This is a genomic window from Actinokineospora xionganensis, from assembly GCF_014323725.1.
Lineage (GTDB): Bacteria > Actinomycetota > Actinomycetes > Mycobacteriales > Pseudonocardiaceae > Actinokineospora > Actinokineospora xionganensis.
Genome location: NZ_JABVED010000009.1, coordinates 79,567 through 92,404 on the forward strand (window position 1 = coordinate 79,567; position 12,838 = coordinate 92,404).

Sequence of the window (12,838 nt, forward strand, 5' to 3'; positions counted from 1 at the left end):
AGGCCACCGCTCCCCGCTCGGGCGCCTATCCGGCGCCGTGCACGTCCCATAGCTGATAGCGACACGAACCTTGGAGGAGCAGCCGTGCCCGCATTGCGCTCCCGCACGACGACCCACGGCCGCAACGCCGCCGGAGCCCGCGCGCTCTGGCGCGCCACCGGCATGACCGACAGCGACTTCGGCAAGCCGATCATCGCCATCGCCAACTCCTACACGCAGTTCGTGCCCGGCCACGTGCACCTGCGCGACCTCGGCGACATCGTCGCCGACGCGATCCGCGAGGCGGGCGGCGTGCCGCGCGAGTTCCACACGATCGCGGTCGACGACGGCATCGCCATGGGACACAGCGGGATGCTCTACTCCCTGCCTTCGCGCGAGATCATCGCCGACGCCGTGGAGTACATGGTCAACGCCCACCAGGCCGACGCGCTGGTGTGCATCTCCAACTGCGACAAGATCACCCCCGGCATGCTCAACGCCGCGATGCGGGTCAACATCCCCGTGGTGTTCGTCTCAGGTGGACCGATGGAGGCGGGCAAGGCGGTCGTCGTCGGCGGTGTCGCCCAGGCCCCGACCGACCTGATCACCGCGATCTCCGCGTCGGCCAGCTCGGAGGTCGACGACGAAGGCCTGACCGAGGTCGAGCGCTCCGCGTGTCCGACCTGCGGTTCCTGCTCGGGCATGTTCACCGCCAACTCGATGAACTGCCTCACCGAGGCCCTCGGCCTCGCGCTGCCGGGCAACGGGTCCACGCTGGCCACCCACTCGGCCCGCCGCGACCTGTTCACCCGCGCCGGGACGACGGTCGTCGAGCTGTGCAAGCGCTGGTACGGCAGCGAAGATCACCCAGGCGACGACTCCTCAGTTCTCCCGCGCTCTATCGCGAACCGCAAGGCGTTCGAGAACGCGATGGCCCTGGACATGGCGATGGGCGGGTCCACCAACACGGTGCTGCACGTTCTCGCCGCGGCCCAGGAAGGCGAGATCGACTTCACCCTGGCCGACATCGACAACATCTCCCGCCGCGTCCCGTGTCTGTCGAAGGTCTCGCCGAACTCCGACTACCACATGGAGGACGTGCACCGCGCGGGCGGAATCCCGGCGCTGCTGGGCGAGCTGTGGCGGGGCGGGCTGCTCAACACCGATGTCGCGGCCGTGCACAGCCCGTCGCTGGAGCAGTGGCTGTCCGAATGGGACATCCGCGCGGAGAACCCGTCCGCGGCGGCCCTGGAGCTGTTCCACGCGGCCCCCGGCGGGGTCCGCACCACCAAGGCGTTCTCCACGTCGAACCGCTGGTCCTCTTTGGACACCGACGCGGCGGGTGGCTGCATCCGCGACGTCGAGCACGCCTACACCGTCGACGGCGGCCTCGCGGTGCTGCACGGCAACCTCGCCGAGCGCGGCGCGGTCATCAAGGCGGCGGGCATCGACGAGGAACTGTTCACCTTCCAGGGCCCGGCGCGGGTCGTGGAGAGCCAGGAGCAGGCCGTCTCGGTGATCCTCGGCAAGCAGATCCAGCCCGGCGAGGTGCTGGTCGTGCGCTACGAGGGTCCGGCAGGCGGTCCGGGTATGCAGGAGATGCTGCACCCCACGGCGTTCCTCAAGGGCGCGGGCCTGGGCAAGAAGTGCGCCCTGGTCACCGACGGCCGGTTCTCCGGCGGCTCAAGTGGACTGTCCATCGGCCACGTCTCCCCGGAGGCGGCGGGCGGCGGCACCATCGGCCTGGTCCAGGACGGCGACCAGATCCTCATCGACGTGCACGCGCGGAAGCTGGAACTGCTGGTGGCGCCGGAGGTCCTCGCCGAGCGCCGGGCGAAGATGGACGCCAGCGAACGCCCGTGGCAGCCGGTCGACCGGGTCCGCCCGGTCACCGCGGCCCTGCGCGCCTACGCCCGCATGGCCACCGACGCCTCGACCGGCGCGGTCCGCGACCCGGACAAGTAGACAGTCAACGATCGAGGGGCCCATCCGGACTGTCCGGATGGGCCCCTCGGTGTTTCCGGCTCTGGCGAAGAACGCCTCGACCGGAGCGGTGCGCGACTCAGACAGCTAACGCGTTGACCAGGGCATACTGGTGGACTAACCTCTTAGCTAGGAGGTCTATCCATGGACGCCGAACACCTTGATCAGTTCAACATCCATGAAGCCAAGACGAATCTGTCTCGGATCATCGACCGTGTCGAACACGGCGAGGAGATCATCATCAGTCGGGCGGGCACACCCGTGGCGAAGGTGATCCCGCTTCCGCGGAAGACCCGACGTTCCAGCTACGGGATCCTGAAAGGCAGGATCGCCGTCGCGGGCAACTGGGATTCCCCCGAGGTGAACGAGGCTATCGCCGACGACTTCTACGGGACGACATGAGGCTTCTTCTCGACTCGCACGTCGTTCTGTGGTGGCTGACGGGCGACCCTGGCTTGTCCGATGAAGTCAGAGACCTCATCGCCGAGGAGGCGGAGGTTTACGTAAGCACCGCGTCCGTATGGGAACTCGGCATCAAGCAGGAGTCCGGCAAGCTCACCAGCCCTGAGCGACTGCCGGAGACCGTCATGGACGCGGGCTTTCGCACCCTGCCGATCACTGCAGCCCACGCGATCAAGGCCGTTCGACTGCCGATGATTCACCGCGATCCCTTCGATCGCGTGCTGATAGCGCAGGCCATGGTGGAGGAGTTGACCTTGATCACCTGTGACGCGCACATCAAGCGATACGACGTACCAGTCCTCGCTCCGTAGGAATCCTCCGTAACGACAGTGGCACCGGAGTCACGGACTCCGGTGCCACTGTCATAAACGGTGTTCGGCTAGCGAAGAACGATCAGTGTGGCGACGGAGAGTCCGATGGCCAGCACCAGGAACACGAACCCGAACGCGGGTGCGCGGCGGAACCATGGGGTGTTGCGGTCGAGCGAGATCTTGCCCGCGCCCGCGAACAGCAGGGCGAAGGCGCCCGCCGCGTACAGGCTCTCGAGTTCGACCGCGCCGAGGAATTCCTTGATGTCGAGCTTGACCCAGATGGCGTTCGCCATCACGCCGAGCGCGCCCGCCGCGGCGGCGGGGGTGAACAGGCCGAGGACGAGCAGGGAGCCCGCGGTCAGTTCGGTGACGCCGGTGACCCAGGCCAGCAGCGTCGTCTGCTGGTAACCCAGCGTGCCGAGGAACTTCGCGAAGCCGTCGATCCCCGGGCCCTGCATGATCCCGAAGACCTTCTGCAGCCCGTGCCCGACGAGCATCGCGCCGAGCGCGACCCGCAGGACGAGCAGACCGAGGTCGGCACCGAAGTGCCATTTGTGTGGTTCCCGAGTCGCGACGACATCGTCGTCGAAGCCGGTGGTGTCGTCAGAGTCGTATGCGGTGTACCTCTGTTCGGAAGGCGTGAAATATCCGCTGTCCGTGCTGCCGCCCGCGACTGGGGTGCGGTCATCATCGATACTCACGGGCGCAGACTAGGCCCTCCGTCAACCCTTCGCCCTCCGGAAGATCGTTCAATAGGCGCCGCGCAGCAGGTTCAGCGGTGTCTCGCCCGCGGCGAAGCGGGCGATCTCAGCGGCGACCACTCGGTACGCGCGAGCCCGGTGACCTGCGCTGTTGCCCGCCACGTGCGGGGTGATGATGATGTTCGGCGCGGTCCACAAAGGATGATCGGCGGGCAGCGGCTCCGGATCGGTCACATCGAGCGCGGCGCGCAGCCTGCCGGAGGTCAACTCCGCCAGCAGCGCTTCGGTGTCCACAACCGGGCCGCGCGCGGCGTTGACGACGATGGCGCCGTCGGGCAGCAGGGACAGGAATTTCCTGTCGACCATGCGCGTGGTCGCCTCGGTCAGCGGCATGACCAGGACCACCGCGTCGTGTTCGGGAAGCAGCGCGGGCAGTTCGTCGACGCCGCGCACGCCGTCGCGGGCCCGGCTGGCGACCAGCGTGGTGTGCGCGTCGAACGCGTCGAACCGGCGGCGCAGCTGCTGACCGAGGTCGCCCGCGCCGATGACGAGGATTCGCTTGTCCTGCAACGTGTCCGTCGTGTGCGGGGTCCACTTGCGCAGCTTGCGCGCCGCGTCGAACTCGGCGAACTCCCGGTAGAACGTGAGCAACGCGCCGACCGCCCACTCCGCGCTGCTACCCCCGTGGGCTCCGCGGCAGGTCGACAGCATGACGTGCTCCGGCAGCCTGCCGGTCCAGGCGTCGGCGCCGGTCGTGAGCAGTTGCACCAGACGCAGCTTCGGCAGCCGGTCCACCAGGTCCAGCGCCGCACCGGCGATGAAGTCCGGGATGAGCACCTCGGCGTCCTCGGCCTCGGGCGGGAGATCCGGCCAGTGCCGGAACACCCGGAAGCCGTCGATTCCGGAAAGTGCTTGGATACCGTGCTCGTCGGGCACGAGAACTGTCACCGTCACACAGAACACACTAATCAGGCGTAGTTGTCAGGCAAACTATGTTCGATGCGCGAACACGACCTCACCGCCGCGGACGGCACCCGGATCCGCGGCTGGCAGACCGAGTCCGATGGCCCGGTCGTGCTGCTGTGCCCAGGACTGGGCACCATTCCCGAGGCCTGGCCCGCGCTGCTGTTGCCGTCGTCGGGCGTGCGGGTGTTGAGCTGGTACCACCGCGGCACCATGGGATCCGACCGACCCGCCGACCCGGATCGGATCTCCCTCGACGACCACGTCGCCGACGCGATCGCGGTCATGGACGCGGCCGGGGTGACCCGCTGCGTGGTCATGGGCTGGTCGATGGGCGTGATGGTCGCCACCGAGTTGGCCACCCGATACCCCGAGAGGGTCTCCGGTCTGATGCTGACCGCGGGCGTGCCCGGCGACCTGTTCGGCGGGATGCTCGGCGTCCTGGGGATCCCGGCGGCGGTGCGGCGGCCCGTGGCGTTGGCCGCCGCTCGGGGGCTGCGGTTCGCCGGTCCGCTGATCGATGCCGTGCTGCACCGCGTCCCGGTCAACCGGGTCACCGCCTCGGCCATGCGGTACAGCGGGTTCATGCTTCCAGGCGCCGCGAACGCCGACGTGGTCACGGCCCTGCGGCGGTTCCTGCACCACGACTGGCGCTGGTACGTCACACTCGCCCTCGCCTTGGCCGACGTTCCCGACCGCGACCTGGCCGGGATCACCTGCCCGGTCACCGTGCTCGCTGCCCGCTACGACCTCCTGGCTGACCCCCGACGCTCCACAGAGGCCGCCTCCGTGCTGCCCGGCGCCCGCGTGCGGGTGCTGCCGACCAGCCACTTCCTGCCGTTGGAGGCGCCGCGGGTGATCGTCGACGAGCTCCACCTGCTCGTCGACCGGGCGCTCACCGCGGATTCACGGACCGCCTCCTAACCTGGGGACCATGTCGGGTACACACCGCCGGGTCCGCGCGCTCGCCGCCGCCTGCGTGGCCAGTGCCCTGCTCGCCTCCTGCGCGACGTTCGAGGAGCAGCCGCCGCCGCAGAGCTGGCAGGCCGAGCCGCCGCTCACGCCGCAGGCCGCGCCCGAGCCGGACACCGGTGGCGGCGACAGCGGCGGTGGTGGACCGGCGGGCGAACAGCGGGTCAACCCGCCCGGCCCCGTGCCCCCACCAGATGGATGCAAGGACTTCCACCCCGCGGTGCTCGCCACCTGCCTGGACACGGTCGTCGCGGTGGCCGCGCTGCCGGGTGACGGGTCGACGCCGTCGGCGCTGGTCGGGGAACGCAAGACCGGCCGCATCCTGCTGGTCCGGATGGGTTCGGAGCCGGTCGTGGTCGCCACGGTCCCGGTCGACGGCAGCACCGACGGCGGCCTCACCGGGCTCGCACTGTCGCCCACCTTCGTCGAAGACCAACTCCTTTTCGCCTACATCACCACGCCCACGGACAACCGCCTGGTCCGCATCGCGCCCAACGACACGCCCAAGCCGGTGCTCACCGGCATCCCCCGGGGTGCGTCGGGCAACCGCGGGGCGCTCGCGAACGACCACCGCGGGGCGCTGCTGATCGCCACCGGCAACGCGGGCAACGCCGCCGCGGCCGCGGACCCCGCGTCGCTCGCCGGGAAGGTGCTCCGGATCAACTCCAGCGGAAAGCCCGCCGAGGACAACCCGACCCCGACGGCCGTGGTGGCCAGTGGCCTTGAGTCACCCGGCGGCCTGTGCAGCTCGCTGGACGGGTCCCGGGTCTGGGTCACCGATCGGACCGCGGCGGCCGACGTGCTCTACCGGCTCGACTACGGCAAGCCCCTGGGCGCTCCGGCCTGGTCCTGGCCGGACAAACCGGGCATCTCGGGCTGCGCGTCACCCGCCCGGAGCATGTGGGTGGCCATGTCGAAGGGCGCGCACCTGCAGAACCTGGCCCAAGCCCCGGACGGCACGTTCACCGGGAAGCCGCAGGTCGTGATGGCCGAACCGGACGGGTTCGGCCGGGTCGACGGGCTCGACCTGCTGTCGGAGCAGCTAGCCATCGGCGGCACGGTCAACAAGGAGGGCGGCAAAGCCGCCTCCAGCGACGACCGCGCCGTCGTGATCGTCGTCGAACAGGGCGGCGGCGGCAGCGGCGTCGACTAGACCTCGGTGAAGACGCCCGTCCCGTCGTTGCGGAAGTAATACGTGGCGAACACGGTGCCGGAAAAATCCTGCTCGACCACCCCCGCATCCGGGATTCCGTCGGCGCCGAGATCGGTCAGGAAGACCTTGTATTCTCGGTGGCTGTCGGTCGAGTTGACCAGCACCGCCTGCGCCCCGCCGCTGCCGAAGTAGATCTCGGCGTTGATCACCGGACCGCCCCCGTAGAAACACGTTCTTGAGAGCAGCATGTCCTGTCCGCCATCGCCGTTGAAGTCCGCGAAGACGTGCTGAGGAACGGGTGCGGCGCTGCACGCATCGAACGGACCTGAAACCAAGCCACCCGAGCCGTCGTTGCGGAAAGCCCGCAACCTGCCGCTCTGGTCGCTGGACTGCCAAATGTCCTCGCGTCCGTCGCCATCAAAGTCGATCTTCCGCAGCGTGCTCGGATAACCGATTCCCTGATAGATCCCGGCGGGCTTGAAGTGGCGCAACACCAACATCTTGTCCGCATAGGTCGTGCCGGAGAACCATGCCGTGACGATCTCGAGTTCCCCGTCGCTATCGAGGTCGACCGCCTCACCCATGTCCGGGCAGTATGGCAACCGCGTCGCGGGGGATGTGAAAGACCGGGTCTTGGGTGCCCGATAAGTGCCGTCCGGTTTCATGGTCTCGACGCTGACGGTGCACGTCGTAGTGGTGCCGACCCGGCCGAGTATCGCTCGATCTTGGCGGCCATCCTGGTTGAAGTCGGCAAAGAACGGCTCGTGACGACCACCCGCCGACGCGGGGGCAGGCATCAGCATCGGCACCACGAGCAGGGCCGACAAAACCATCACGGTTCGACGTAATCGCATGAGGCTCCCATCCGAGTGGGGACTGGCAACTCATGCCTCGTCGGCTTCGCGGAACCATTACCGGCCGCGTTCTGTGGCTGAGAAACCGACTGCCCGCCATCAGGCGATGGCGGGCAGTCGGATGGTGATTCTGTCGGTTATCCGCCGCAGCGTTCCAGGATCAGTTCCCGGACGCGCTTGGCGTCGGCCTGGCCCTTGGTCGTCTTCATGACCGCGCCGACGATGGCGCCCGCGGCGGCGACCTTGCCGTCGCGGATCTTGTCGGCGACGTCGGGCTGGGCGGCCAGGGCCTCGTCGATGGCGGCGTAGAGGGCCGAGTCGTCCGAGACGACCTTGAGGCCGCGCTTCTCGACGACGTCCTCCGGTTCGCCTTCGCCCGCCATGACGCCGTCGACGACCTCACGGGCCAGCTTGTTGGTCAGCGAACCGTCGGCGACCAGGGCGATGACCTTCGCGACCTGCGCGGGGGTGATCGGCAGCTCCCCGAGTTCCACGCCGCGGTTGTTGGCCTGCTGGCTCAGGTAGGACACCCACCACGACCGGGCCTCGGCGGGCGACGCGCCCGCTTCGACGGTCTCGGTGATCAGGTCGATCGCACCGGCGTTGATCAGGTCGCGCAGCTCCAGGTCGGTGAGGTTCCACTCGGCCTGGACTCGCTTGCGGCGCTGCGCGGGCAGCTCCGGCAGGGTCAGGCGCAGTTCCTCGACCCACTCGCGGGACGGGGCGATCGGGACCAGGTCGGGCTCCGGGAAGTACCGGTAGTCCTCCGAGGTCTCCTTGCGCCGCCCGGCCCGCGTGGTGCCCGAGGCCTCCTCGAAGTGCCGGGTCTCCTGCAGGATCGTGCCGCCCTCGACCAGGATCGCCGCCTGCCGGGTCATCTCGTGCCGCACGGCCCGCTCGACGCTGCGCAGCGAGTTGACGTTCTTGGTCTCGGTGCGGGTGCCGAACTCGGTGGCGTCCTTGGCCATCAGCGAGATGTTCGCGTCGCAGCGCAGGGAACCCTGGTCCATCCGCACGTCGGACACGTCGAGCGCCTTGAGCAGGTCGCGCAGGGTGCTGACGTAGGCGCGGGCCACCTCGGGGGCACGCGCGCCGGTGCCCTCGATCGTCTTGGTGACGATCTCGATCAGCGGCACCCCGGCGCGGTTGTAGTCGAGCAGCGAGTGCTCGGCGCCGTGGATGCGGCCGGTGGCGCCGCCCACGTGCAGCGACTTGCCGGTGTCCTCCTCCATGTGGGCGCGCTCGATCTCCACGCGGAAGATCTCGCCGTCGTCGAGGGTGACGTCGAGGTAGCCGTTGAAGGCGATCGGCTCGTCGTACTGCGACGTCTGGAAGTTCTTCGGCATGTCCGGGTAGAAGTAGTTCTTCCGGGCGAAGCGGCACCACTCGGCGATTTCGCAGTTGAGCGCGAGGCCGATACGGATGGCCGACTCGACGCCGATGGCGTTGAGCACCGGCAGCGCCCCGGGCAGGCCGAGGCAGACCGGGCACACCTGGGTGTTCGGCTCACCTCCGAAGGTGACCGGGCAGCCGCAGAACATCTTGGTGTTGGTGTTGAGCTCGACGTGGACTTCCAGGCCCAGCACCGGGTTGAAGCGCTCGATGACCTCGTCGTAGTCCATCAGCTCCACAGTGGACGTCATTTGTCCCCGCCCTTCCGGAACGCCCGAACCGCGATCAGCACGCTGGTCAGCGCGACGAAGATGCCCCCGAGCGCGTTGGCCAGCAGCAGCTTGTCGTTGTCCTCGCGCGCCTTGCGCAGGCTGGTGACCGCGGTCGTCGCCGCCGTCACCGAGCCGACCACACCGAAGGCGCCCTTGAGATTCTTCACGCCGGCCATCAGTGAGCCACCTCCAGCTCGGGAACGCGGTTGATCAGCGGACCGCCCTGCGCGGCGTTGCGGGCGGCCTCGTACGCGGCGGCCACGCGGTACCCGCGGTGGTCCTGCAGCGCGGGCGACATGATCTGCAGGCCCACCGGCAGCCCGTCGTCGTCGGACAGTCCACTCGGGACACTCAGGGCGGCGTTGCCCGCCAGGTTCGACGGGATCGTGCACAGGTCGGCCTTGTACATGGCCATCGGGTCGTTCGCCCGCTCGCCGATGCGGAACGCCGTGGTGGGCGTGGTCGGCGAGATGAGGACGTCCACGGTGCCGAACGCGGCGTCGAAGTCACGCGAGATGAGCGTGCGGACCTTCTGCGCCGAGCCGTAGTACGCGTCGTAGTAGCCCGAGGACAGCGCGTAGGTGCCGAGCATGATGCGCCGCTTGACCTCGGGGCCGAAACCGGCCTCACGGGTCAGCGACATGACCTCCTCGGCACTGCGGGTGGCGTCGTCGCCCACCCGCAGGCCGTAGCGCATGGCGTCGAACCGGGCGAGGTTCGACGAGCACTCGCTCGGCGCGATCAGGTAGTACGCGGGCAGCGCCAGGTCGAAGCTCGGGCAGGACACCTCGACGATCTCCGCGCCCAGTTCCTTGAGCTGCGCGACCGCGGCCTCGAAGGACGCGAGCACGCCCGGCTGGTAGCCGTCGCCCGCGAACTGCGTGACCACGCCGACGCGGACACCGGTGAGCTCGCCGTTGGCGCCCTCGCGGGCCGCGGCGACGACGGGCGGCAGCGGCGCGTCGATCGAGGTGGAGTCGAGCGGGTCGTGGCCGCCGATGACCTCGTGCAGCAACGCCGCGTCGAGGACCGTGCGGGCACACGGGCCCGCCTGGTCGAGCGAGGAGGAGAACGCGACGAGGCCGTAGCGCGAGACCGTGCCATAGGTGGGCTTGACGCCCACCGTGCCGGTCACGGAGCCGGGCTGGCGGATCGAGCCGCCCGTGTCGGTGCCGATCGCCAGGGGGGCCTCGAACGCGGCCAGCGCCGCCGCCGAGCCGCCGCCCGAGCCGCCGGGGATGCGGTCGAGGTCCCACGGGTTGTGGGTGGTGCCGTAGGCGGAGTTCTCGGTGGAGGAGCCCATCGCGAACTCGTCCATGTTGGTCTTGCCGAGGATGACGACGCCCGCCTGGAGCAGCTTCAGGGTGACCGTCGCGTCATACGGCGGGTTCCACCCCTCGAGCATCTTCGACCCGCAGGTCGTGGGGGCGCCCTGCATCGTCAGGACGTCCTTGAGCGCGAGCGGCACACCGGCGAGCGGCGACGCCGCCGGGCGGCCGGCGGCCACGTCCTCGTCGACGGCCTTGGCGGCCTGCAGCGCGCGCTCGGTGTCGACGTGCAGGAACGCGTGCACGGCGGAGTCGACCGCGCCGATGCGGTCGAGGTGCGCCTGGGCGACCTCGACGGCGGAGACATCCTTGGCCTGGATCTTCGCGGCCAGTTCGGCGGCGGTCAGGCGGATCAGGTCGGTCATGCTTCCTCCCCGAGGATGCGCGGAACGCGGAAGCGCCCGTCCTCGGCGGCGGGTGCCGCGGCGAGTGCCTGCTGCTGGGTGAGCCCGGGTCGAACGAGGTCCGCACGGAAGACGTTGGTCAACGGCACCGCGTGAGAAGTGGGCGGAATGTCCTGGTCAGCGACGTCACCGACCTTCGCCACGGCCTGCACGATCTGGTCGAGCTGGCCCGCGAACAGGTCCAGTTCTTCTTCGGTGACGGCCAGCCTGGCCAGTCTGGCGAGGTGGGCTACCTCGTCACGGGAGATGCTTGGCACTCGACGAACCCCCGGGGGTGTCTGCGATAGGACCCCGTGAGTCTATTTCGCGCAGGATGGAAGCCCCGAACGGGTTGTTCTCAAGCCGCCGGGGGTGTACACCGAAGCCCATCCCGCGATGCGGTCCGATGGATACCAGCCGCCGTCTGGGTCACCTGGTCTGCGACAATCGGCGGTCGGCGTAGGGCGTGGACGTTTGGTTTCGCGCACCGAGTAGGAACATCGGGAGGCGTTCGCCTTGTCCTTCCTGATCCGGGTCCAGCTCCCGGACAGCCCCGGAACCCTGGGCGCGGTCGCGACCGCGCTGGGGGCCATCGGGGCAGACATCCTCAGTGTGGACGTGGTGGAACGCGTGGGCGGTGTCGCCATCGATGACCTCGTCGTCGAACTGCCCGGCGGCAGGCTCCCCGACGTCCTGATCACCGCGGCGGAGTCCGTGGCAGGCGTCGAGGTCGACGCCGTGCGCCCGTACGCGGGGGTGCTCGACACCCACCGTGAGCTGGAGCTGGTCGAGGACGTCGCGGCCGAACCCAACGACGGCCTGGCGATCTTCACCGAGGGCGTCCCGAAGATCATCCGAGCGGGCTGGGCCTTGGTCATCACCTTCGACTCCGACGGCGCCCACCCCATCGCGTCGAGCAGCGCGGCGCCGACGGTGAACCGGCTGGAACTGCCGTGGATGCCGTTGGCGCGGGCGACGGTGCTTGACGGGGAAGAGTCGTGGGTGCCGGAGACCTGGCAGGAACTCGGGACCGAACTGGCGGCCACGCCGTTGGGGAAGCCGGACCGGGTGTTGCTGGTCGGGCGCCCTGGTGGGCCGATGTTCCGGGCGGCTGAGGTGGCGCGGTTGGCACACCTGGCTGGGATTGTCGCTGTGGTGCTGCCGGACTAGGGACGGATTACGGGCGGCCCATCCGTGCCGGGCCTCTCGCGCAGAGCTTTCGGTCTGGGCTTCCGGCGCCGGACGTGCCGCGCCGGGCCTACCACGCCAGGCATCCCGCGCCGACCTTTCCGCGCCCGACCTTTCCGCGCCGGGCCTTCCGCGCCGGGCCTTCGCGCCGGTGCTCTTGCGTCGGGAGTGCCGGGTTGGCTTGGCGGTTTGCCTGTTGGTGTCGCGGGTGCCTGTTGGGCCGTGTGTTCTGCCCCTCGCGTTCTTCGGGGTTGGAATGGCGGCGGCCGTGTCCGAAACGAGCCTTCAGGATCGGACCGACATCTCGGGTGTTTGGGTATTTCCGTATGCCTCCCGTGCGTTCAGCCAGTCCCCGCGTTTTGCCGGGGCAGCCAACCCTGGCTCAGGCGTCCGGGAGGTCCAGCTCGAAGGCGATCAGGCGGACTTTCGGGCCCGGACTCCAATCGCGGTCGGGTAGACGGGTGAAACCTAATCGCTGGTAGAGGCGGTGGGCGGGGGCCATGTTCTGGGAGCTGCACAGCACCACCCTGGGCAGGCCGAGTTCCCGGGCTCGGTCCAACACCGCGCGGATGAGGGCTTCGCCGATGCCTCGGTTGCGGGCGGTGGGTGATACGGCGAGCATGCGGAACTCCAGTTCGCCCTCGCGGGAGATTTCGGCGTAGTCGCTGCCGGGCAAGGCGAGGGTGACGGTGCCGAGGAGGGTGTCCTCACCGTCGACGGCGACCAGGAGTTCGGCGCTGCGCAGTCTGCCTGCGGCGTCGGCCAGGCTGGCGGCGTAGCCGGTGGAGTCGGGGCCCAGGTAGCCGTCGGCGGTGTAGGCCTCGAGGGTGAGGGTGCCGATCTCGTCGACCTCGTCCGCGCGGGCTGAGCGCACGGTGATGCTGGAAGCGTCCATGC

General features: G+C 69.3%; 14 protein-coding genes. 6 read left to right on the forward strand and 8 right to left on the reverse strand.

The features are described from left to right. Window positions 1-84 precede the first annotated feature (84 nt). The 3 genes from ilvD (at window position 85) to GPZ80_RS17045 (ending at window position 2,735) form a co-directional block, all read left to right on the forward strand. Window positions 85-1,944 carry a dihydroxy-acid dehydratase gene (gene ilvD, locus GPZ80_RS17035; protein WP_187221361.1) on the forward strand — a complete coding sequence of 620 codons (1,860 nt, stop codon included), beginning with the start codon at window positions 85-87 and terminating at the stop codon, window positions 1,942-1,944. Between the two features lie 162 nt (window positions 1,945-2,106). Continuing rightward, window positions 2,107-2,364, forward strand: coding sequence for a type II toxin-antitoxin system Phd/YefM family antitoxin (locus tag GPZ80_RS17040; RefSeq protein WP_187221362.1), 258 nt, complete (start codon window positions 2,107-2,109; stop codon window positions 2,362-2,364). Continuing rightward, window positions 2,361-2,735, forward strand: a complete 375-nt coding sequence (locus GPZ80_RS17045; RefSeq protein WP_187221363.1) for a type II toxin-antitoxin system VapC family toxin — start codon at window positions 2,361-2,363, stop codon at window positions 2,733-2,735. Before GPZ80_RS17040 ends, GPZ80_RS17045 begins: the two co-directional genes overlap by 4 nt. 68 nt (window positions 2,736-2,803) lie before the next feature. Here the strand turns inward: GPZ80_RS17045 and GPZ80_RS17050 are convergent, their stop codons facing one another. Both GPZ80_RS17050 and GPZ80_RS17055 read right to left on the reverse strand, forming a co-directional pair. Further along, on the reverse strand, window positions 2,804-3,436 hold the full coding sequence (locus GPZ80_RS17050) for a DoxX family protein (RefSeq protein WP_187221364.1): 633 nt from the start codon (window positions 3,434-3,436) through the stop codon (window positions 2,804-2,806). A gap of 48 nt (window positions 3,437-3,484) precedes the next feature. Next, on the reverse strand, window positions 3,485-4,390 hold the full coding sequence (locus tag GPZ80_RS17055) for a 2-hydroxyacid dehydrogenase (RefSeq protein WP_187221365.1): 906 nt from the start codon (window positions 4,388-4,390) through the stop codon (window positions 3,485-3,487). 45 nt (window positions 4,391-4,435) lie between these two features. Here GPZ80_RS17055 and GPZ80_RS17060 point away from each other — a divergent pair, with 45 nt between their 5' ends. Beyond that, window positions 4,436-5,323: an alpha/beta fold hydrolase gene (locus GPZ80_RS17060; protein ID WP_187221366.1), complete on the forward strand. Its 888-nt coding sequence runs from the start codon at window positions 4,436-4,438 to the stop codon at window positions 5,321-5,323. A gap of 10 nt (window positions 5,324-5,333) precedes the next feature. Beyond that, on the forward strand, window positions 5,334-6,524 hold the full coding sequence (locus GPZ80_RS17065; RefSeq protein ID WP_187221367.1) for a PQQ-dependent sugar dehydrogenase: 1,191 nt from the start codon (window positions 5,334-5,336) through the stop codon (window positions 6,522-6,524). On the opposite strand, the gene GPZ80_RS17070 is transcribed toward GPZ80_RS17065, so the two are convergent. The 5 genes from GPZ80_RS17070 to gatC form a co-directional block, all read right to left on the reverse strand. Then, window positions 6,521-7,378, reverse strand: a complete 858-nt coding sequence (locus GPZ80_RS17070) for an FG-GAP repeat domain-containing protein (RefSeq protein ID WP_187221368.1) — start codon at window positions 7,376-7,378, stop codon at window positions 6,521-6,523. The genes GPZ80_RS17065 and GPZ80_RS17070 overlap by 4 nt on opposite strands. Window positions 7,379-7,515: 137 nt before the next feature. After that, complete coding sequence (gatB, locus tag GPZ80_RS17075) at window positions 7,516-9,021, reverse strand: Asp-tRNA(Asn)/Glu-tRNA(Gln) amidotransferase subunit GatB (protein ID WP_187221369.1); 1,506 nt, start codon at window positions 9,019-9,021, stop codon at window positions 7,516-7,518. Next, a complete protein-coding gene (locus tag GPZ80_RS17080) occupies window positions 9,018-9,218 on the reverse strand; it encodes a hypothetical protein (RefSeq protein ID WP_187221370.1) in 201 nt (66 codons plus the stop codon). Before GPZ80_RS17080 ends, gatB begins: the two co-directional genes overlap by 4 nt. Then, window positions 9,218-10,735: an Asp-tRNA(Asn)/Glu-tRNA(Gln) amidotransferase subunit GatA gene (gene gatA, locus GPZ80_RS17085; protein WP_187221371.1), complete on the reverse strand. Its 1,518-nt coding sequence runs from the start codon at window positions 10,733-10,735 to the stop codon at window positions 9,218-9,220. The genes GPZ80_RS17080 and gatA overlap by 1 nt, the downstream gene beginning before the upstream one ends. Then, on the reverse strand, window positions 10,732-11,031 hold the full coding sequence (gatC, locus tag GPZ80_RS17090; protein ID WP_091370743.1) for an Asp-tRNA(Asn)/Glu-tRNA(Gln) amidotransferase subunit GatC: 300 nt from the start codon (window positions 11,029-11,031) through the stop codon (window positions 10,732-10,734). Before gatC ends, gatA begins: the two co-directional genes overlap by 4 nt. Window positions 11,032-11,269: 238 nt before the next feature. Between gatC and GPZ80_RS17095 the strand changes: the two genes are divergently transcribed. After that, window positions 11,270-11,923 (forward strand): ACT domain-containing protein, encoded by a 654-nt coding sequence (locus GPZ80_RS17095; protein ID WP_187221372.1) that lies wholly within the window; start codon window positions 11,270-11,272, stop codon window positions 11,921-11,923. 400 nt (window positions 11,924-12,323) lie between these two features. Here GPZ80_RS17095 and GPZ80_RS17100 read toward each other — a convergent pair whose 3' ends face one another. After that, window positions 12,324-12,836, reverse strand: a complete 513-nt coding sequence (locus GPZ80_RS17100; RefSeq protein ID WP_187221373.1) for a GNAT family N-acetyltransferase — start codon at window positions 12,834-12,836, stop codon at window positions 12,324-12,326. Between the last annotated feature and the right edge of the window lie 2 nt (window positions 12,837-12,838).

Excerpts from the sequence above, each read along its gene's own strand:
- GPZ80_RS17065 (WP_187221367.1), top strand. The coding sequence starts at position 5,334 with ATGTCGGGTACACACCGCCGGGTCCGCGCGCTCGCCGCCGCCTGCGTG.
- GPZ80_RS17060 (WP_187221366.1), top strand. The coding sequence starts at position 4,436 with ATGCGCGAACACGACCTCACCGCCGCGGACGGCACCCGGATCCGCGGC.
- GPZ80_RS17100 (WP_187221373.1), bottom strand. The coding sequence starts at position 12,836 with ATGGACGCTTCCAGCATCACCGTGCGCTCAGCCCGCGCGGACGAGGTC.
- GPZ80_RS17045 (WP_187221363.1), top strand. The coding sequence starts at position 2,361 with ATGAGGCTTCTTCTCGACTCGCACGTCGTTCTGTGGTGGCTGACGGGC.
- GPZ80_RS17070 (WP_187221368.1), bottom strand. The coding sequence starts at position 7,378 with ATGCGATTACGTCGAACCGTGATGGTTTTGTCGGCCCTGCTCGTGGTG.
- GPZ80_RS17040 (WP_187221362.1), top strand. The coding sequence starts at position 2,107 with ATGGACGCCGAACACCTTGATCAGTTCAACATCCATGAAGCCAAGACG.
- gatA (WP_187221371.1), bottom strand. The coding sequence starts at position 10,735 with ATGACCGACCTGATCCGCCTGACCGCCGCCGAACTGGCCGCGAAGATC.
- GPZ80_RS17080 (WP_187221370.1), bottom strand. The coding sequence starts at position 9,218 with ATGGCCGGCGTGAAGAATCTCAAGGGCGCCTTCGGTGTGGTCGGCTCG.
- gatB (WP_187221369.1), bottom strand. The coding sequence starts at position 9,021 with ATGACGTCCACTGTGGAGCTGATGGACTACGACGAGGTCATCGAGCGC.